The organism is Paraburkholderia jirisanensis, assembly GCF_054782355.1.
The window spans coordinates 1,297,510-1,315,131 of the sequence record NZ_BAAGSQ010000033.1 but is presented as its reverse complement, the minus strand read 5'-3'; the positions used below and the strand labels follow the sequence as shown (position 1 = coordinate 1,315,131).

At 62.6% G+C, this 17,622-nt stretch carries 19 protein-coding genes; 10 read left to right on the top strand and 9 right to left on the bottom strand.

Going from position 1 to position 17,622, the window contains the following annotated elements:
- Nucleotides 1-158: 158 nt before the first annotated feature.
- Nucleotides 159-803, top strand: a complete 645-nt coding sequence (locus tag ACYVNQ_RS37900; RefSeq protein ID WP_460911052.1) for a hypothetical protein — start codon at nt 159-161, stop codon at nt 801-803.
- A 50-nt stretch (nt 804-853) separates the two neighbouring features.
- Here the strand turns inward: ACYVNQ_RS37900 and ACYVNQ_RS37895 are convergent, their stop codons facing one another.
- From ACYVNQ_RS37895 to ACYVNQ_RS37870, 6 genes are all read right to left on the bottom strand, one after another.
- The gene (locus ACYVNQ_RS37895; protein ID WP_460911050.1) at nt 854-1,336 is read right to left on the bottom strand and encodes a cupin domain-containing protein; all 483 of its coding nucleotides are present in this window, start codon (nt 1,334-1,336) and stop codon (nt 854-856) included.
- Between the two features lie 78 nt (nt 1,337-1,414).
- Nucleotides 1,415-2,272: an SMP-30/gluconolactonase/LRE family protein gene (locus ACYVNQ_RS37890; protein ID WP_460911048.1), complete on the bottom strand. Its 858-nt coding sequence runs from the start codon at nt 2,270-2,272 to the stop codon at nt 1,415-1,417.
- Between the two features lie 60 nt (nt 2,273-2,332).
- The gene (locus ACYVNQ_RS37885; RefSeq protein WP_460911280.1) at nt 2,333-3,202 is read right to left on the bottom strand and encodes an isocitrate lyase/PEP mutase family protein; all 870 of its coding nucleotides are present in this window, start codon (nt 3,200-3,202) and stop codon (nt 2,333-2,335) included.
- A gap of 11 nt (nt 3,203-3,213) precedes the next feature.
- Nucleotides 3,214-3,735, bottom strand: coding sequence for a 3-isopropylmalate dehydratase small subunit (locus ACYVNQ_RS37880; protein WP_460911046.1), 522 nt, complete (start codon nt 3,733-3,735; stop codon nt 3,214-3,216).
- Between the two features lie 8 nt (nt 3,736-3,743).
- Nucleotides 3,744-5,000 carry a 3-isopropylmalate dehydratase large subunit gene (locus tag ACYVNQ_RS37875; RefSeq protein WP_460911044.1) on the bottom strand — a complete coding sequence of 419 codons (1,257 nt, stop codon included), beginning with the start codon at nt 4,998-5,000 and terminating at the stop codon, nt 3,744-3,746.
- Nucleotides 5,001-5,213: 213 nt separating this feature from the next.
- Nucleotides 5,214-6,107: a LysR family transcriptional regulator gene (locus ACYVNQ_RS37870; protein ID WP_460911042.1), complete on the bottom strand. Its 894-nt coding sequence runs from the start codon at nt 6,105-6,107 to the stop codon at nt 5,214-5,216.
- Between the two features lie 153 nt (nt 6,108-6,260).
- On the opposite strand from ACYVNQ_RS37870, the gene ACYVNQ_RS37865 reads away from it, so the two are divergent.
- Nucleotides 6,261-6,680: an ester cyclase gene (locus ACYVNQ_RS37865; RefSeq protein ID WP_460911039.1), complete on the top strand. Its 420-nt coding sequence runs from the start codon at nt 6,261-6,263 to the stop codon at nt 6,678-6,680.
- Nucleotides 6,681-6,955: 275 nt separating this feature from the next.
- On the opposite strand, the gene infA is transcribed toward ACYVNQ_RS37865, so the two are convergent.
- The 3 genes from infA to ACYVNQ_RS37850 all read right to left on the bottom strand — a co-directional run bounded on the left by infA (nt 6,956) and on the right by ACYVNQ_RS37850 (nt 7,989).
- Entirely contained in the window at nt 6,956-7,225 is a 270-nt protein-coding gene (gene infA / locus ACYVNQ_RS37860) for a translation initiation factor IF-1 (RefSeq protein WP_460911037.1), read from the bottom strand.
- Between the two features lie 202 nt (nt 7,226-7,427).
- A complete protein-coding gene (locus ACYVNQ_RS37855; RefSeq protein WP_460911035.1) occupies nt 7,428-7,565 on the bottom strand; it encodes a hypothetical protein in 138 nt (45 codons plus the stop codon).
- A gap of 220 nt (nt 7,566-7,785) precedes the next feature.
- Nucleotides 7,786-7,989 carry a cold-shock protein gene (locus ACYVNQ_RS37850; RefSeq protein ID WP_010109085.1) on the bottom strand — a complete coding sequence of 68 codons (204 nt, stop codon included), beginning with the start codon at nt 7,987-7,989 and terminating at the stop codon, nt 7,786-7,788.
- A 372-nt stretch (nt 7,990-8,361) separates the two neighbouring features.
- Here ACYVNQ_RS37850 and ACYVNQ_RS37845 point away from each other — a divergent pair, with 372 nt between their 5' ends.
- From ACYVNQ_RS37845 to ACYVNQ_RS37810, 8 genes are all read left to right on the top strand, one after another.
- Nucleotides 8,362-8,586 (top strand): hypothetical protein, encoded by a 225-nt coding sequence (locus ACYVNQ_RS37845; RefSeq protein ID WP_460911032.1) that lies wholly within the window; start codon nt 8,362-8,364, stop codon nt 8,584-8,586.
- Nucleotides 8,587-8,993: 407 nt separating this feature from the next.
- A complete protein-coding gene (locus tag ACYVNQ_RS37840; protein ID WP_460911030.1) occupies nt 8,994-10,178 on the top strand; it encodes a hypothetical protein in 1,185 nt (394 codons plus the stop codon).
- A 257-nt stretch (nt 10,179-10,435) separates the two neighbouring features.
- Nucleotides 10,436-11,749, top strand: a complete 1,314-nt coding sequence (locus ACYVNQ_RS37835; protein ID WP_460911028.1) for an MFS transporter — start codon at nt 10,436-10,438, stop codon at nt 11,747-11,749.
- A gap of 105 nt (nt 11,750-11,854) precedes the next feature.
- Nucleotides 11,855-12,832, top strand: a complete 978-nt coding sequence (locus ACYVNQ_RS37830; RefSeq protein WP_460911026.1) for an alpha/beta fold hydrolase — start codon at nt 11,855-11,857, stop codon at nt 12,830-12,832.
- 78 nt (nt 12,833-12,910) lie between these two features.
- Complete coding sequence (locus tag ACYVNQ_RS37825) at nt 12,911-13,636, top strand: maleate cis-trans isomerase family protein (RefSeq protein ID WP_460911024.1); 726 nt, start codon at nt 12,911-12,913, stop codon at nt 13,634-13,636.
- A 117-nt stretch (nt 13,637-13,753) separates the two neighbouring features.
- Nucleotides 13,754-14,644: a LysR substrate-binding domain-containing protein gene (locus ACYVNQ_RS37820; RefSeq protein WP_460911022.1), complete on the top strand. Its 891-nt coding sequence runs from the start codon at nt 13,754-13,756 to the stop codon at nt 14,642-14,644.
- 357 nt (nt 14,645-15,001) lie between these two features.
- Nucleotides 15,002-16,489 (top strand): aldehyde dehydrogenase, encoded by a 1,488-nt coding sequence (gene aldA, locus ACYVNQ_RS37815; RefSeq protein ID WP_460911020.1) that lies wholly within the window; start codon nt 15,002-15,004, stop codon nt 16,487-16,489.
- 49 nt (nt 16,490-16,538) lie between these two features.
- On the top strand, nt 16,539-17,606 hold the full coding sequence (locus ACYVNQ_RS37810; RefSeq protein ID WP_460911018.1) for an ABC transporter substrate-binding protein: 1,068 nt from the start codon (nt 16,539-16,541) through the stop codon (nt 17,604-17,606).
- Nucleotides 17,607-17,622: the final 16 nt, after the last annotated feature.

The window sequence follows — 17,622 nt, the reverse complement described above, 5'->3', positions numbered from 1 at the left end:
CGGCACGCGCCGCGCCGCTACCGCCCGCGCAAGCCGGCAGCGAGCGAGTGGCGAGGTATAAGATTGCTGCACGTGCAGACGCGTGACAGCCATGGGCGCCCGGTTCCGGTCGCGATATGGCGTACGCATCGGCGACAACCTTGCTGCGGAGCAACCGAATGAAGAAAGGAAAGACAAAACTGACCCGCCATGATGCTGAGCGCCTTTTCGAAGGGCTGCCAGGCGGTAGCGTGAAAGTATCGAGCCGTCCCGAGAATCCGTTCGAGGCCGGGGCGTTCGACGTAACCGAGCGGATCGACGACGAACGCAAGCTGTGGAAGGACAACCTCATTGCGCTGCCGATGGCGATCGAGTTGCCGGCTGGCTATGAATCGATAGCGCATATGCGCGAGTCGGTGGTGCGGGCGTGGCGCGTCAGGTGGGTGAGGGAAGAAAAAGGCGAACTCGTCACGGAGTTTCCCGAAGGATGGAGCGCCGCCCGCCCGAAAAGCGGACCGATCGAGTTGCGGGATCCCGCCGGCGTGGTGCGTGCGTTGTACGGGTGGGCCGAAGATGCTGAACTGCGGATTCTGCCGCGATATCTGCTCGAATCGCAGTCGAACAGTTCAAGCGGATTAGGCAGCTTGCTGGTGCGCGATCGCGCGAATGGGCAAATTCTCGAGAGATCGTCGATCTGGTCGGCACAGACGGGTACCAACCATCCGGATTGGACGAGACTGTCCGCGTGGCTCAACTTGCACTATCCGCAACATCGCGACCCGCTTCGGTACTGGGACGATTGCGAGAAAAACATCCTTGGTTAGGGGGCAGTCTCATGCCCGCGAGTGATGGATGGCTGACGGCGTAGGCAATCTCAATCAGGCCGGCCGTCGTGCTTGCCTAGCGGTCGCGCAGGCCAGTCCACCCATCGGTCAGCACGCGTCAGTTCATATGCTTCATTGAGCGGATAGCGGATCCGGTTGTCGTCGCGCGGACGTTCGCCGATCACCATCAGCCTGACCTCATCCTTCGTGTTGTTGATGAAGGTGTGGCAGATTCCCGTGCCGGACGGAAACGCGACACAGTCGCCCACCGCCAGAGGATGAAGCACGCCGTCGATCCATACGTCGGGTTTGCCTTCGAGCACGTACGCGAATTCCTGTTCGGTGCTTTCGGCATGCGGGTAGGAGGTCCTGCGGCCAGGCAGAAGCCTCACATGATGGATACCGATGCGCGTAATGCCGAGTGCAGCCGAAAGCGGCGCGTCGAGCACCATGGGCTCGGTGTCGCCGGGATAGGAGTGCGCATCGGGTTGTTCCAGTTCGGTCCAGTGCTTGATGAAATCCGGGCGGGTCATCGGCTGTTCTCCGTTGGCGGGAACATCGATCATAGCGGATGACGCAAACGCAAACGGCGGATACTTGCGTCGCCGTGCTCAAGCGGTATTCAGTCCATTCCCCGGGATCGGCACGCGCACCGTGTAAATGGCCGCCAGACGTTTGCCGGTCATCAGATCCTCCGGGAGGCCATCGAAGGTGCAGCAAAACAGCGTGCGCCCATCGTCTCCACCGAGTTGACACGCGACCGCACGCCGGTCGCCTACCGATACGCGATCCGTGATCACGCCGCCGTCCAGAATACGAAGCACCTCTCCCGTGTTGAAGCATGGCACCCAGATTCCACCTTCACGATCAATGCAGATGCCGTCAGGCTGGCGCTCGCCGAGGTCCGCATAAACGCGACGGCCCGACAGCACACCGTTCTTGTCCCGATCGAAACAGCTGAGCCGGTTCGACCAAGATTCGGCAATGATCAGCTTGGTGCCGTCGTCTTTCAGGACCACGCCGTTTGGGAAGTCGAAGCCGCGCGCGGCGACACGTGCCGTTCCATCGGGCTCGACGACGAAGAGATCCGCGGGCACTTTGCTCGCGCCGCCGAACAGATCGTAGCCAAAGTTTCCGACATAGACTCGCCCGACATCATCGACGACAAGATCGTTCAGATCGGCGGGGGCCAGCGTGGACAAGTCCGCGTACAGAACCAGCTTGCCGTCGACGACGCGCATCAGTTTGCGGTCCACCATCGAAGCTACGACAACCGAGCCATCCGGCAGAAAGCCGATCCCGGAGGGACGCTGGGGTACCTCGCACACGACTTCGCGCTTGCCGTCCCGGGTGACGCGATAGAGCTTCTGGTCGGTGATGTCGGAAACCCAGAGATGACCACCGTACCAGCGCGGCCCTTCGAGGAACGCAAAATTGTCGGCGAGCAAATGGGCCGGTTCCGTTCTCATTCTGGAATTCCTTTATATCGATGCGGGATGCGAAATATGGGTTCGGCGGGTGACGAGGTTTCAGGAATATCGATTCGCCCGCTGCGTAAAAGCGTCGTATCCCAGCCGCGCCTCCAGCACATTGGCGGGTTCGAGATAGACATCGGTGCTGCCCATGTCTGATGACGCGCGGTAGGCCGACAACGCTGCGGTGAGCGACTTTGCCACCGCCTGCAGGCAGAAGCCGTAGTCGAGAACGATATCGGCAGCATCATTCCATTCGCTTCGGTCGCGCACCGTCGGGTGATTGATCGTCACGTATTTCGCGGGCACCATTTTCCGGATTCGACGCAGCACGTCGGGCGTCGCTCCGTTGGCGAAGATATATTCGATGCCGATTTCCGCGAAAGCCTTCACACGCCGAATCGCTTCATCCTCGTCTTGAGTGGCCCACATCGCGTCGGTTCTGGCCATGATGATGAAGTCGGCGCAACGGCGGGCGTCGAGCGCGGCGCGCAGCCGGGCGAGCATCTGTTCGAGGGGGATCAGCCGTTGCGGCAGATCGGTATGTTTGCCGCCCGCGTGATCTTCGATGTGAATCGCCGCGACGCCGGCGCGTTCGAATTCCTGCACCGTTCGCCAGATATTGCCGGCTTCGAAGAAACCCCCTTCGGCGTCTGCAATCACGGGCACGGAGACGGCCGACGCGACTTTGCGCGCATGATCGACGAGTTGGTCCAGCGTCAGGCTGCCGACGTCGGGCATGCCGTGCGCGGCTGCAGCCGTCGCATAGCTGCCGACATAGACCGCATCGAATCCCGCGCTTTCGACGAGTTTTGCGCTGAAGGCGTCGTAGGCGCCGGGAATCACGAGAGCACGGCTTTTATCGACTGCTTGGCGTAGCGCAGTCGACGCTCCGCAGTCTCGCGAAATGGGTGACAGCGTTGTCATGGGCTGATCCGTCAAGGCAAGGGCAAGGGTGAGGGTAAGGACTGGAGGTAACCGACGAGGCCGCCCGAACTGAGCATCTGCTGCGCGACGGGGCCAAGCGGCTCGAATGACAGTGAGCGCGCAGTGGTCAGATTCCTGACGACGTTTGCGCTCCATACGACTTCAACCTGATCCCATCGCCGCGCCAGTTCGAGAATGCCGGGGCACGTGATCTGCGGAAATCCCTCTGCCATTTCACCCCACCAGTAGCCGGGCGAAAACGATTCGGCAATGACCGCCGAGATGCCGAGATCTCGCATCGCTGTCATCGGGGGGTAGTGAGGGTGGCCGTATCCGAAATTGTGGCCGCCGACAAGAATGTCGCCTACCTGTACGGTCGAAACGAAATCGGGGTCGATCGACTTCATCACGATGCGCCGCAGTTCGTCGCGGTCCTGAACCCGGATGTTCTTCACGCCTACGATCTGATCCACGTCGTAGTCATCGTCGGAAAACACGAACGCAACGCGTCCGCGAGGATTCTTCAGAGTCATGGTTGCTCTCACAGGTAGTGGCGCGGATCGGCAATGCGGCCCTCGATCGCCGCGGCCGCGACGGCCCCGGCGTTGCACAGATAGATTTCCGCATCGGCGCTGCCCATGCGTCCCGGAACATTGAGCGTGCCTGTGGAGACGGCACGTTGTTTCGCGGCTATCGTGCCGATGCGGCCGTAGCAGTAGTCGCAGCTAGGCGAAGAGATAAACGCGCCCGCTTCGACGAGCGTCGACAGCAGGCCTTCGCGCGACGCCTCGAGCATGATCTGCTGCGAAGTGGGCACGACGTTCAGGCTGAAACCGTCGGCAACGCGCCGGCCGCGCAGAACGGCCGCCGCCGCTCGAAGGTCTTCGAGGCGCCCCGATGCGCATGAGCCCAGATATCCTGCATGGATAGGCAGGCCGATAAAGTCACGCAGATCGCGCGTGTTCGCAGGGCTCGGCGGCACCACGACGATCGGCTCGATCGCGCCCAGATCGATGGTGTGTATGGCCGCATAGGATGCGTCCGGATCGCTGTGGAGCGGTTCGACAGACATCTTCGCCCGTGCAAGTGCATAGCGCAGCCGCTCGCCCTGGGGATCGACGATCGCCGAAATGGCGCCCGTGAACATCGCGAGCCCGGTGATGGTTTGAAGCCCCTCGATCGAAATCGAGTCGAGTGCCGATCCCGCCAGTTCCATCACCTTGAAGCGGCAACCGCCGGAGCCGATCTGTCTGACGATGTGGTGAAACACGTCTCGCGCCATCACACCCGGATTGAGCTTGCCCTCGAGATCGATACGGACCGTATGCGGCACGCGCAGCGCGATACGGTCACGCGCATAGGCTTCCAGCATGTTCCGGTGAATACCGAGCGCCAACGTGCCGAACGTGCCCAACTGGCTGATATGCGGATCGAAATGAACGACCAGCGCGCCCGGCACGGCATAGCCAACCTCGGCGGCGACCTGATGTCCAATTCCCTTTCTTTCGAGCAGCGCGACCTGGTTCTCGGTAGTCCACTGCCGCGTCTCGATGTGAAACGCTTCCTCCTCAGCCGAGGCAGCGGGAATCATGTGATCGATGAAGATGCCGAATCGTTCGGGTTCGGCGATCCGCTCGATGCCGAGGTCCTGCTTCAACTGCCTGAAATACACGTTCGTGTAACCAGGAAAATCGTATGCAAGCACGAAATCGGGCTTGACCATGACGTCATCGCCCGGTGCTACGGAGCGCAGCCCTGCAGCACGCGCGATGATTTTCTCGGTGATGGTGGAGCCCATTGTCTGTCCTCTGAATGGCGCGATTCGCATGACTTGCGAATCGCGGTTAGAGGATTATGTGGACCGACACCCAGAGGTTGAAGCGCAAAGTATGAATGGCAGCTAGCAGCGGTTCGCCTGGATCAAGCGATTGTCCCGGTGGGCCGGGCGCGGCGCGAAGCCGGGTTGGGCACTAGCTGTGCGCCGAGCAAATATGTTTCTCCCGCAGGCGTGCTATTCCGACGTGACCTTCGCGTCCAGTGCAATCGACGAGCTTTCCGTCAATACGTCGACAAACATCGATACAAGCGGTTCGACGATGTGCTGTGTGGTCGGCTCTTCGCCGATGACCGCGACTTCGGATGCGGGCAGCGCCGGCCATTGCGCGGAGGTCGGCAGAACCTTCATACCGTTTTGCACGAAAGACTTACCCAGCACGGTGACGCCCAGTCCTCCCACCACCGCGGCTTGCACACCGATCAGGTTGCTGGCCGTGCAGGCCACGGCCCATTCGCGACGGGCTGCTTCGAGCGTCTCCGTCATCACCTCGCGATAGGCACAGGGCGGCGGCATCATGATGAGGCGCGCCGGGCGAGATGCGTCGCTTCGATAGCCTTTCGCGGCGAGCCAGACCAGAGGTTCGCGCCAGATCACACGCCCGCGATGCGACGAGCCCTCGCGTTTGCGCTTGGCGAACACGACGTCGAGAAGGCCGGCTTCGTGACTTTCGATGAGCTCGTGGCTGGAACCCGTGGTCAGGTCGAGCTGAACCGACGAAAAACGCTGTCCGAAACGCGCCAGGATAAGGGGCAGTTGCGACTGCACGAGGTTTTCGGAAACACCGAGCCGCAAGCGCGTGGGTTGCGCAGGCTCGCGAAGCTCATGCACGAACGCATCGTACTGCGAGAGAAGGCGCCTTCCGGCTGCGAGTACACGTTCGCCATCGGGCGTCAGCTTCAGCGAGCGGCTGGTGCGTTCGAACACGCGTACGTTCAACGCGTCTTCCAGTCGCAACACCTTCTGGCTGACCGCCGATTGAGAACGTCCGACCACGTTGGCCGCCGCCGTAAAGCTGCCAGACTCTGCGACAGCAACGAACGCACGGAGTAAATCCAGATCCAGCGTCATGCTTCCATCCATTCGTCGATCTGCTAGATGTGATTAAGATTAGTCGTTTGTCATCTTGATCGCAAGCTCACATAATAAATTCGGGCGTGCGGCATTCGATGGGAGTCCGGAACGCTTAGCCGTATGACTTGATTGCTTTTGTGGAGCAGGAACATGGAAAAGCGTAATTCAGTTGAGCGTGTCGAGAACTTCTGGCGCCAGGTCTGGCAGTCACGCAATCCCGATGCCGTGGATCAACTCGTGGCGGAGGACTTCGCGATCACGACGGGTGGGGTGGTCATTCGTTCGCGTACCGAATTCAAGAAGTGGGTCGCCGCGTTCCTCGCGAGCATCAACGACTTCGGGTTCGAGGTCATCGAAACTTTTCAGAATGAAGCCGGTGACCGGGTCGTGAGCCGCTGGCGCGTAACCGGCAAAAACAATGGCTTCATGGGATCGGAACCCTGCCAGTCACCGATCGACATGACGGGAACGGCGGTATTGCATGTGCGCGAAGACGGGCTGTTGCAGCACAACTGGGTTGAACGCAGTGCGCTCGAAACGCATCGAAGCTTGCAAGGCGGGCGGGTATAAGGCTGTAGCGGGGAAGGCGAGCCGGTGCGCGTCAAACAGCAGCGCGCGGGTTGCAGCGGGGAAGGGAAGCGGAGTGCATTTCCGCTTGTTGGCCGGTACGGTGTTGCGGCGGTAACCGGCCCGCTTACGGCGGTTGGCTCGCGCCTTTGCCCGGGGGGTCGGGCGTCGGCTCGGCCAAGGTAACGGACCTTCTTGCGAGGTCTATATGCGTCGCTTTCGACGATTGCGCGCCATCGAGAATCTGGCCCTTCGGCCGGATCCCCTGGCCGCGTTGGTCAACGACGGTTGAAATTGCCGTTTCGGGCCGGCCGCGCAGGTGCGCGCTCGTCCTTGTGACGGAAGTTGATGCGGCCTTTCGTCAAATCGTAGACCGACAATTCCAGGGTGACGCGGTCGCCCGCGAGAATGCGAATGTGGTTCTTGCGCATGCGGCCCGATGCGTATGCACCGACGACTGCGCCGTTTTCCAACGTGACACGGTATCTGCTGTCAGGCAGTACTTCGTCCACGACGCCGTCTAGTTCCAGTAGTTCTTCTTTTGCCAAACCGGTTTCTCCGCAAAATGATTGACCTTACCAGAAGCCGGCGTGTTGATCTCCGCTTTCTGCAAGGGATGGGTTGGCTTCCCGACACAACGTCGAATACGCAATGTGTACGAGCGAGCGGCAACGAGGTGATGCGCGCATCGTCTGCGAACCGGGCTGCAAATCGGGCGACTGGCCCGGTTCGGTGTCGGGCCTCGGGGGTTTACTTCTTTTCCCCGGATTTGACCGGTGCCGGCGTCTTGGGTGACGCCCAGTTCAACGCAGCGCCAGGACTCGGTTTAGCCTTGGCCTGCTTGGGTTTCTTCGCTTCCTTGTTGCTGCGCAATTGACCTTTGGCCATGGTGTCCTCCTGACGGATCGCTCGCGAAATCGCGGTAAATGGATCGTGTGACTGGACGTTCGCGCAGATAAGCCCCGGACGCCTGAACGCGAAGCGGCCGCCGTGATGAACCAACGGCGCCCGCAACCGAGGCAAGTGCTGAACGATGGATCGTACAGCGCCGGTCCCGTACGGGACCGGATACTCATGCAGATTACTGTGGCAGCTTACCGCGGCTGCTTTACAGCGGTGTGATGTTCGATGCTTGCAGGCCCTTGGGGCCGCGCTTCGTTTCGTAGCTGACTTTCTGGTTTTCGGCGAGGGTCTTGAAACCGTCACCGCGAATTTCGGAGAAGTGTGCGAACAGGTCGTCGCCGCCCTTGTCCGGGGTAATGAAGCCAAAACCCTTGCTGTCGTTGAACCACTTGACGGTACCGGTATCCATGAGAACTTCCTTAAAACGATTGAGTATTTGCGCTTTGATGCGGGCGCGAGAAAAAGTATCAAGGAGGGAGAGGACAACGAATACCGCGGGGGACGGGCAATGATGAGCAATCGCACTTCTTGAAGACTTCAACTGAGCACAGTACGCCCGGGGCACAATCCAGTCAAGCTCTTTCGCTTTCGCGATGACTGCGCGCACCGGTATCAGAGACGTGTCGACGGCCTGCGAGGGCGCGCGCGATCCACCGCAATGCCTGAGTGCACGCGGCGATCCCGATTGCGCCCGGAGCCGCGACAGCCGACAGCGACAAACCGCTGCGCGCTGCCAGGAGCTGGGACCGCAGCGGCAACGCTACCGCGCGTCGGCATGTGTTTGTGGGTCGAGTTGCCGGAGGATGTGTCGGCCGAGGCGGTGTTCGAAGAGTCGTTGCGGAAGGGCGTATTCGTGGCGCCGGGGTTTATCTTTTCAAATTCGGTGCGCTCTGGGCGTTATCTACGTATCAACACGGGTTGGCCGGCTTCGGCGCAACTGGAAGCGGCTGTCGGTATTGTCGCGGCGGCCGCGCGGCGTTCTGTCAAGCGGATTAAAGACGAATAACGCGCGGGGGACCAGGGGCGATATTCGCGGCTTTCGGGTTTGTCATAAAGAAGACCGACGAACCGGGTGATGCTCCACAAGAAGACATTAACCATCGTTTCGCTAACCATTGGTGCATGAAACCATCCGCATAAAATGAATCGAAGATTGATCAAAAATATGCCGATTGAATTTATTGACGGGCGATTCTGACAATGATCCAAATCGGTGGCGAGAACGATATCGAGTTAGTCTGACAAGCCTACATTCGATGAGATAAAGTCCGACTAATCAAAAAAATATCTGGGCCTCGCACGATGAGTCAGCAACTCCCCAATACCGAACCGGTTGTTGCGCCTGCACCGGCACCGATGTTCAGGCAACGCCCTTCGGTTCTCCTTGTCCTCTCCGGAATTGGACTTTGGGGCATGCTGATTTACAGCGTTTTGGGCTGGTTGGGGCTGCTGGCCGCGGGTGATTACGGCGCCGGGCTGGTGTATTTCATGGGCCTGGAATATGTCGGCATTCCGGTGAGCCTTGCGTCGATTGTCCTGCTATTGATTTATGCCGCCCGCGAAACACCATGGCGGGAAGGAGCGCGAAAGTCGATCGCGTTCGGCTTGCAAATCCTGTTGGCGGCGATTGCCGTGTTCTGGCTGGGTCTGATCGTGTACGAGCAATATCAGGACGTTGCACGCTACGCTCGCGAGGACCAGCGCAAAGCGCGGGAAGCCGACACGGTGCAGCGTATGAAGGCCGCGTTGCGCAGCGACAATGTCGCCGCCTTTAAATCCGCATTGGCAGGCTGCCGCGAATACGACTGCGACGAAAGCGCCGGACGCAGCGAATGGATCAGCCGGGCCGTGCTGGCGAACGCGACCAGCACGCTCGCGGTAATGCTGAAAGACCTCACGCCGCAAACCTATCAAAGCAAGGAAATCGACCACGTCGATCCGGCTTTCTGCAAGGACGGCACGCTGTACTACTTCCCCAGTTCGCTGGCTGCACTGGTCGGCTTTCGCGACAACCCGGCAATTACCGGGCAGTTCATGCCGCTGTGGGGGCCCAAGGATCGCGACAGCGCGTTCTACGGCGCAACGATGGCAGGTTCGACGCGTTCGATGGAGGCATTGATCAAGCAAGGCGTCGATCCGCACGCAGTGAGAGGCGAATATGCGGCCGACAGCGTGTTCGTGGCAGCGGCGCGCGGCGCGACGGAGGATTCCTTCGCGTGGCTTCTTCACGCCGGCATGGACGTGAAAACGCCCGACGAAGAAGAGAGCATGTGGCGCGAGTTGGCGGACTGGGCGCAGAATTCGCCGCCAGACGTGGTTGCGCAACGCACGGGTGCGTGGTTGACCCATGTCCGCTTCGATCCGGGTCATCCTGATAGCCATGCGATACCGCTGCAAGCGGCGGTTGAGCGAAATAGTCCGGCGCTCGCACAGTACCTGCTGCATCACGGCTGGAGCGCGAAAGAGGTGCCTTCCCAACTGCAGGACCGTTTTCAGCAACTGTTATCGCGGCCCATCATGGAGACCTACGACCAGCGGCGGCGGCAACGGGCCTGTGCGGCCGGAAACTGGGCGCTTGGCGAAGGCGGGCTCTATTGACCGCCGCGCGCATCACGCCGCTGCGACGCGAGCCCGCAGGCGCGGCAGGAAGCAGTCGACAAACGCGCTCCGGCAAGCGGACCGAGGCTGGCCGCATTCACCGGTCATCGCACCTCATCCTCCCCATCGACAAAAACTTCACTCTCCGCAGAAAAAATGTCGATGGCGGCACACGCATGAATTTCCTATCCTAGCGCCCAGCCACTGAGCCAGACCGCGCATTCGATACGCCGCGGCGCCACGAGGAGACACGCTTGATGCCGCAGCTTCCGCACGCGTCCATAGAGACGCGCACGATCACGAAGATCTCGGGCCGCATCGTCCCGTTTCTCGTTATCGCGTTTTTCATTTCCTTCATCGATCGCGTCAATGTCGGCTTCGCCGCGTTGCAGATGAACCATCAGCTGGGTTTCTCCGCGACCGTGTTCGGCTGGGGCGTCGGTGCATTCTTCGTGTCGCTGTGTCTGTGCGAAGTGCCGGCCAACATGATGATGGCGAAGGTCGGCGCGCGCCGCTGGATCTGCCGGATCATGATCAGCTGGGGCCTCGTCTCGGGCGCGACCGCCTTCGTGACCGGCGTGAAGTCGTTCCTGCTGCTGCGCTTCCTGCTGGGTGTCGCCGAAGCGGGCTTCTTCCCCGGCGTGATTCTCTATCTCGGCACCTGGTTTCCGCGTGGCAACCGCGCGCATGTGCTGAGCCTGTTTCTGATGGCGATGCCGCTCGCCAATTTCATCGGTTCGCCGATCTCGGGCGCACTGCTCGGCCTCGAAGGCTATTTCGGGCTGCATGGCTGGCAGTGGCTGTTCATCATCGAGGCCGTGCCTGCGGTGCTGATGGGTTTGTTGTGTCTCGTCGTGCTGCCGGATAACCCGGCGCAGGCGCGCTGGCTTGCCGACGACGAACGTCAATGGCTGAACGAGCGGCTTGCTGCGGAGCGCAGCGGGCCAGCCATCGTCGAAGCGGAGTCGATCTGGCAGGTGTTGCGCAACCTGCGCGTGCTGGGTCTCGCGGTGGTCTACGCAGGCTCGGTCGGCTGCAACTATGCGTTGAGCTACTGGCAGCCGCAGATCATCAAGGCGTTCGGCCTGACCAACTTCCAGACCGGCCTGATCAACGCGATTCCGTTCGGTGTCGCCACCGCGGCGATGATCGTCTGGGCACGCCGCTCCGACCGTACCGGCGAACGTTTCTGGCACACGGCGCTGCCGCTCGCGGTATCGGCGGTGGGGCTGATCGCCTGCATGTTTCTGACGACGCTGGCGCCGACCGTGATCGCGTTGACGGTCGCGCTTGCCGGCTGCTACGCGGTCAAGGCGCCGATGTTCGCGCTGTGCGCGGAATCGCTGTCCGAGCGCTCGGCCGCGGCGGGTATTGGCCAGGTCTGCGCGATCGGCAATGTCGCGGGTTTCATCTGCCCGACGCTGATCGGCTGGATTCGCGATCTGACCGGCAACTTCCGCATGGGCCTGCTGCCGATGGTGGTGCTTGCGCTGCTCGGCATGAGCGTGACGCTGCTGCTCAAGCGCAATCACGCGGCGCCGCCGGGCGGCCAGTTGCAACAGGCGCGCTGACGCGCCGCGTTTGCAGCGCGGGCGCTGGCCGATGCCGATTCGCACCGCTGCCAACCCGCTTCCTGATCATCCTTTCCGACCTGCTTTCGACCGCTAGACACGAACATGACCGACACCGTTCAATTCAACGAAGAGCCGGCAGCTGCCGCACACCGCGTGGCGGTACGCGGCGCACGCGACGGCAACGCGTACGGCAAGCCGTACGGCGAGCCGCACGGCGAACTCTTCTGCATCGAAGACGACTACACCGACGGCTGGCGCACGCCCGACACCGTGCTGCTGCTGCATGGCATCGCCGAGCGCGCGGAGACCTGGCGTGCATGGACGCCGCAACTGGCGCGCCGCTATCGCGTGCTGCGTCCGGACCTGCGCGGCTTTGGCCGCTCGAGCGCGCTGCCGCCGGACTTCACGATTGCCGACTGGGCCGACGACATCGCGCAGATGGTCGCCGCCCTCGGCCGCACGCGAGTGCATCTGGTCGCGACCAAACTCGGCGCACTGATTGCCTTCGAACTGGCGCAGCGGCAGCTACCGTGGATTGCATCGCTGACGCTAGCCGGCATGCTGCCTTCGCCGAACAAGGCGCTCGGCCCATGGATCGGCGACTGGCTCGCGATGGTCGAAGGCGCGGGCAATGGTGTCGAACGCTGGGCGCACGAGACGATGCCGGGCCGCATGGGCAGCAGCCTGTCGCCGGCGGCGATGCAGTGGTGGACCCGCGCAATGGGCACCGCGCCCGCTGCCAGCGTGGCGGCGTGCTTTCGCCTGCTGCCCGGCATCGATGGTCCGAGCCATCCGGAACGCGTGCGCTGCCCGACGCTTTTCATCGCGGCCGGCGCGCCGGTGGCGGTGGACAAATCGCACTACGACCAGCGTCCCGCGGCGGCGGATCTGCAGCGCTTGCGTGAAAGCGTCGCGGGTTCGTTGTGGGTCGAGGTGCCGGCCGACTCGTATCACATCGCTGCCACGCATCCCGATGATTGCGCGCGCGAAACGCTCGCCTTCGTGGCACGCGTGGACGCCGCGGCAAATAGCACAAGCGACACAACCCGTACAAACAGCTCAAGCATCAGGCCGGCGTAACGCAGCCCCGACACCGCAGCGCCGATTGTCAAACTACCCGGCACCGTTGCCGGGCCCTATCGTTCCAGAGGTCAACGTATGAAAGGATGGAGAGCGCGCATCGGCTTTCTGGTGCCGCCCGGCAACCCGACCGTCGAGCCGGAGATGTTCGAGCTGGCGCCGCGGGGCGTGTCGGTGCATTTCACGCGCATGACCGCGCACGGCGCGGCCGGCACGCACGATGGCCAGGACGAGCGCAACCGCAGCCAGATCGAAAGCATCGACCCGTGTCTCGAACTGCTCGCGATGGTGTCGCCGAACGTCGTCGTGATGGCGCACACCGCGACCAGCTACACGCTCGGGCGCGAAGCGGAAGCGGCGTTGATCGCACGCATCGAGCAGCAATGGAAGCTGCGCTTTATCACCGCATTCGGTTCGGTGATGGCGGCATTCGGCAAGCTCGGCGTCGCGCGCATTGCGTACGCGACGCCGTACAACGAAGCGACCACGCTGCAAGGCGTCGCGCATCTGCGCGAACACGATATCGACGTGGTCAGCTACGGCCGCCTCGACAACGTGCGCAACATCTACGAGGAAAGCGACGAGCGCGCCTATGAGGTCGCGCGCAAGGTCGACCGGCCCGACGCCGAAGCGATCTTTCTGAGCGGCGTGGGTATGCCGACGCTCGGCGCGCTCGAACTGCTCGAGCGCGACCTGGGCAAGCCGGTAATCTCCGCGGCATCGGCGATGATGTGGCACGCGCTGCGCGTGAGCGGCATCGGCGAACCGATCGACGGCTACGGCCGCCTGTTGCGCGAGCGCTAAGCCGTGAGCCGCAGCGGTGTGCAGCAGCCTGCAGCACCGGCACACGGCCCGGCGGTGTGCCGGTGCTGCGGTAAAGTAGCGGCTTTCCCCGTGCGCCCGGACAGGAGAGCCGCCGAGATGCACCGTTTGCCGCCGCTCAACGCCTTACGGGCATTCGAAGCCGTTGCCCGCCAAGGCACGCTGACTCGCGCCGCCGAAGAACTGCACGTCACGCCGACAGCGGTCGGCCGGCATATCCGCAATCTCGAGGACTCGCTGAACGTCAGGCTGTTCGATCGCGAAGGCGGCCAGTTGCTGCTCACCACGCACGGCCAGAGCTACGCGCGCACGTTAGAACGCGCGTTCGGGATGATGAGCGAAGCGACCGATCTGCTGTCCGCCGCGTCGGCCCGTACCCAGGTGACGCTGCGCGCGTACACCACGTTGCTGGTGCGCTGGATGATTCCGCGCCTGCCCGATTTTCAGCGCATGCATCCCGAAGTGGAACTGCGCCTCTCTACCGCATTCGATGCAGTCGATTTCGAGCGCGACCACGTCGACCTCGGCGTGCGCTACGGGCAAGGCCACTGGCCCGGCCTGCACGCCACGCAGCTGTTCGCCGATGAACTGGTGGCGGTAGGCAACAGCGCGATGCGCGAGCGCTTTGCCGGGCAGCCGCTCGACGAGGCGCTCGCGTCGTCGACCTTGCTGGTCCATACGCTGCATCTCGACGACTGGCCGGACTGGCTCGAAGCCGCCGGCCTTGCCGACGTGATCGCGACCAACCGGATCCCGTTCGACGACATGTCGCTGATCTACCAGAGCGCGCTCGACGGCATCGGCGTCGGCATGGTGCAACGGCGCTATCTGGCCGGCGATCTGGCCGAGGGCCGGCTGCATCTGCTGTCGCCGGTCGTGTTGCGGCGCGCTCGCGGCTTTTATCTGGTGTGCCGGCCGGAAACCGCGATGAATCCGGCGGTCCAGTCTTTCATCAAATGGATCGAATCGCAGCGCGATCGGGCCGTATGAACGGCGCATCGCCGCAAAAATGATCGAATCGATCAAAATCCCCACCTGAATTTGCCGTGTGTCATGCTGCCGCGCTCGCCCGCCCACAGCGGCGGAGCTTCGCGCGATGCTATCCGCGCGCACGCCGCCGCCGTGCCGAACCGGTTCGACCGTCAAAATTGATCGATCCGAGCATAGGTAGAACCACCAAATGCTCGAAGCGATCAATCTGGCCTACACTCAGTCGCAGGTCTCAACGACGCCGGCGCGGCTCATCCGCCCGCGCGTCCGCCTTCCTTTTTTGCCGGGTTCTGTTCTCAGTGACATGCGGCGTTCCGTTGGCCGCCGTATGTCTTTCAGTGAAGGAATACGAAGCGCATGGAAGCAATACGCGACATCGAGAGCCGTTCGTACATCGACGGTAAATGGGTGAACGGAGAGGACGGCAGTTTCGAGGTCGTCAACCCGGCTACCGGCGAGGTGCTGCAGACCGTCCAGCAGGTGTCGGCCGCCCAGGTCGGCATGGCGATCGCCGCCGCGCGGCGCGCCTTTGGCGCATGGTCGAAGCGCTCGCCGCTGGAGCGCGCGCAGTACATGAAGCGCATCGCCGCGCTGGTGCGGCGCGACGCCGGGCGGCTCGCGCGGGTCGTGGTGCTCGAGCAAGGCAAGACGATTCGCGAAGCGCGCGGCGAAGTCGCCGGCACCGCCGAATTCTTCGATTATTTCGCGGAATTCGCGCGGCGCATTCAGGGCGAAATCCTGCCGTCCGACTTCCCCGGCGAACAGATCTGGATCCAGCGGGTCGCGCTCGGCGTGGTCGGCGCGATCATCCCGTGGAACTATCCGAGCGTACTGGTCGCGCGCAAGGTCGCGCCGGCGATGATCGCGGGCGACACCGTCGTGCTCAAGCCGCACGAAATGACGCCGCTGTCGGCTCAGGAGATGGCGCGCATTTTCGACGAGGCTGGTGTGCCGGCGGGCGTCGTCAATATCGTCAATGGCAGCGGTGCACGTGTCGGCGAGGCCATCACGCGATCTCCGGACCTCGATCTGCTGTCGATGACGGGCAGCGTACCGACCGGCAAGCGCATCATGGCGGCCGCCGCGGCGAACCTGACGCCGGTGTCGCTCGAACTGGGCGGCAAGGCACCGTTCATCGTGATGGCCGACAGCGATCTCGATCTCGCGGTGCGTTCGGCCGCCACCTCGCGCTTTATGAACTGCGGCCAGGTGTGCATCTGCAATGAACGCACGCTGGTCCAGCGCAACGTATACGACGCGTTCGTCGAGCGCTTCGTCGCGGCGACGCGGCAACTGAAGGTCGGCATGCCGCTCGACGAGCAGACCGATATCGGTCCGAAAGTCAGCCGGCAGGAACTCGACAAGGTCGACGCGCTGGTCGAAGAAGCGATCGGCATGGGCGCGCACGTCGCGTACGGCGGCGGGCGCCCAGCCAGCGCGCCGAGCGCGGGCGGCTACTGGTACAACCCGACCGTGCTGACCGGGCTGTCGGCCGACATGCCGATCATGCGCAAGGAAATCTTCGGGCCGGTGGTGCCGATCATGCCGTTCGATACGCTCGACGAAGCGCTGGCGCTATCCAATACGAGCCGCTACGGCTTGTCCGCTTATCTGTTCACCAACGACATGCGCGCGATCATGCGCACGGTCAATGAACTGGAATTCGGCGAAGTCTATGTGAACCGCGTCGGCCCCGAGAGCCTGCAAGGTTTTCATGGCGGCTATGGCGACAGCGGCGTCGGCGGCGACGACGGCACGCATGGGCTCGAGGCCTATCTGCGCAAGAAGACCGTCTATCTGAACTATTCAGGCGCTGCGACCGTACCGGTGATCGAGCCACGCTAAAGGCCGCACCGCACTGCAGACAACGACACAAAACCACAAGGAGACGAACATGCAGGCCAGCAAACGGCGGTCCCTCAAGTATTTGGTAGGCGCGGCGCTGCTGCCGCTGGTGGCAGGCAACGTGCATGCGGCGCAAAACCTCAGGATCGGCGTGGTGGTGCCGACGCTCGATGCGCAGTTCTGGAACAACTACATCGCCTTCATGAAGCAGGGCGCGAGCCAGCTGGGTGTCGACCTGATCGTGCTGAACGCCGACAACAAGCCGGACCGCATGCTGAGCAGCCTCGAGGATCTGGTCGCGCAGAAGGTGGACGGCATCATCTTCACGCCGTACTGGTCGACCGCGGTGCCGGGGCTCACGCTGGCGAAGAACGCCAACATTCCGGTGGTTCTGACCGACTCGTATCCGGACTTCAGCCCGCAGACTCCACGTTTTCCCAACTACATCGCCTTTATCGGCCCGAGCGACGAAGAAGCCGGCTACCAGATGGCGATCAAGCTGTTTTCGACGATTCCGGCCGGCGCGAACGGCAAGAAGGTGATCGGCGTGGTGAACGGCACGGCCGGCACGTCGGTGGCGATCGACCGGCGTAAGGGGTTGGCGCGTGCGCTGAAAGAGCATCCGGAGGTGACCGTGGCAGGCGAAGTCGACGGCAACTTCGTGCGCGACACGTCGCAGACCGCGTTCGAATCGCTGTATCAGGGGCATCCCGACATCAAGGGCGTGTGGGCCGCCAACGGTGGCACGGCCACCGGCGTGATGGCGGCCTTGCACAACGCCGGCAAGGTACCGGGCAAGGACGTCTATGTCGTGGCGATGGACCTGAACCCGGAGAACGTCGAAGCCGTGAAGCGCGGCGAACTGCTGTTCGATATCGGCGGCCACTGGTTGCAGGGTGGCTTTGCACTCGTGATGCTGTACGACCAGATCAAGGGCAAGCCCACCAGCAAGCAGGACGATACGGTCAAGCTGCGTCTGCTGCCGCTGACGCGCGAACAGGTGCCGCAGTTCGAAAAGGACTTTCCGAAGGGCATTCCGCCGTACGACTTCCGCAAACATTCGCGCGCCTATACGCCGAATGCACCGGCCGCCGCGTTCGAGCTGAAGTACAGCTGAGTGCTGTGACACGTTA

Bases quoted from the DNA above. Each gene is read 5' to 3' on its own strand.
- ACYVNQ_RS37895 (WP_460911050.1), bottom strand. From the start codon at position 1,336: ATGACCCGCCCGGATTTCATCAAGCACTGGACCGAACTGGAACAACCC.
- ACYVNQ_RS37835 (WP_460911028.1), top strand. From the start codon at position 10,436: ATGCCGCAGCTTCCGCACGCGTCCATAGAGACGCGCACGATCACGAAG.
- ACYVNQ_RS37885 (WP_460911280.1), bottom strand. From the start codon at position 3,202: ATGACAACGCTGTCACCCATTTCGCGAGACTGCGGAGCGTCGACTGCG.
- ACYVNQ_RS37880 (WP_460911046.1), bottom strand. From the start codon at position 3,735: ATGACTCTGAAGAATCCTCGCGGACGCGTTGCGTTCGTGTTTTCCGAC.
- ACYVNQ_RS37830 (WP_460911026.1), top strand. From the start codon at position 11,855: ATGACCGACACCGTTCAATTCAACGAAGAGCCGGCAGCTGCCGCACAC.
- ACYVNQ_RS37820 (WP_460911022.1), top strand. From the start codon at position 13,754: ATGCACCGTTTGCCGCCGCTCAACGCCTTACGGGCATTCGAAGCCGTT.
- ACYVNQ_RS37875 (WP_460911044.1), bottom strand. From the start codon at position 5,000: ATGGGCTCCACCATCACCGAGAAAATCATCGCGCGTGCTGCAGGGCTG.
- ACYVNQ_RS37855 (WP_460911035.1), bottom strand. From the start codon at position 7,565: ATGGCCAAAGGTCAATTGCGCAGCAACAAGGAAGCGAAGAAACCCAAG.
- aldA (WP_460911020.1), top strand. From the start codon at position 15,002: ATGGAAGCAATACGCGACATCGAGAGCCGTTCGTACATCGACGGTAAA.
- ACYVNQ_RS37810 (WP_460911018.1), top strand. From the start codon at position 16,539: ATGCAGGCCAGCAAACGGCGGTCCCTCAAGTATTTGGTAGGCGCGGCG.
- ACYVNQ_RS37865 (WP_460911039.1), top strand. From the start codon at position 6,261: ATGGAAAAGCGTAATTCAGTTGAGCGTGTCGAGAACTTCTGGCGCCAG.
- ACYVNQ_RS37850 (WP_010109085.1), bottom strand. From the start codon at position 7,989: ATGGATACCGGTACCGTCAAGTGGTTCAACGACAGCAAGGGTTTTGGC.
- ACYVNQ_RS37890 (WP_460911048.1), bottom strand. From the start codon at position 2,272: ATGAGAACGGAACCGGCCCATTTGCTCGCCGACAATTTTGCGTTCCTC.
- ACYVNQ_RS37900 (WP_460911052.1), top strand. From the start codon at position 159: ATGAAGAAAGGAAAGACAAAACTGACCCGCCATGATGCTGAGCGCCTT.
- ACYVNQ_RS37870 (WP_460911042.1), bottom strand. From the start codon at position 6,107: ATGACGCTGGATCTGGATTTACTCCGTGCGTTCGTTGCTGTCGCAGAG.
- ACYVNQ_RS37825 (WP_460911024.1), top strand. From the start codon at position 12,911: ATGAAAGGATGGAGAGCGCGCATCGGCTTTCTGGTGCCGCCCGGCAAC.
- ACYVNQ_RS37840 (WP_460911030.1), top strand. From the start codon at position 8,994: ATGCTGATTTACAGCGTTTTGGGCTGGTTGGGGCTGCTGGCCGCGGGT.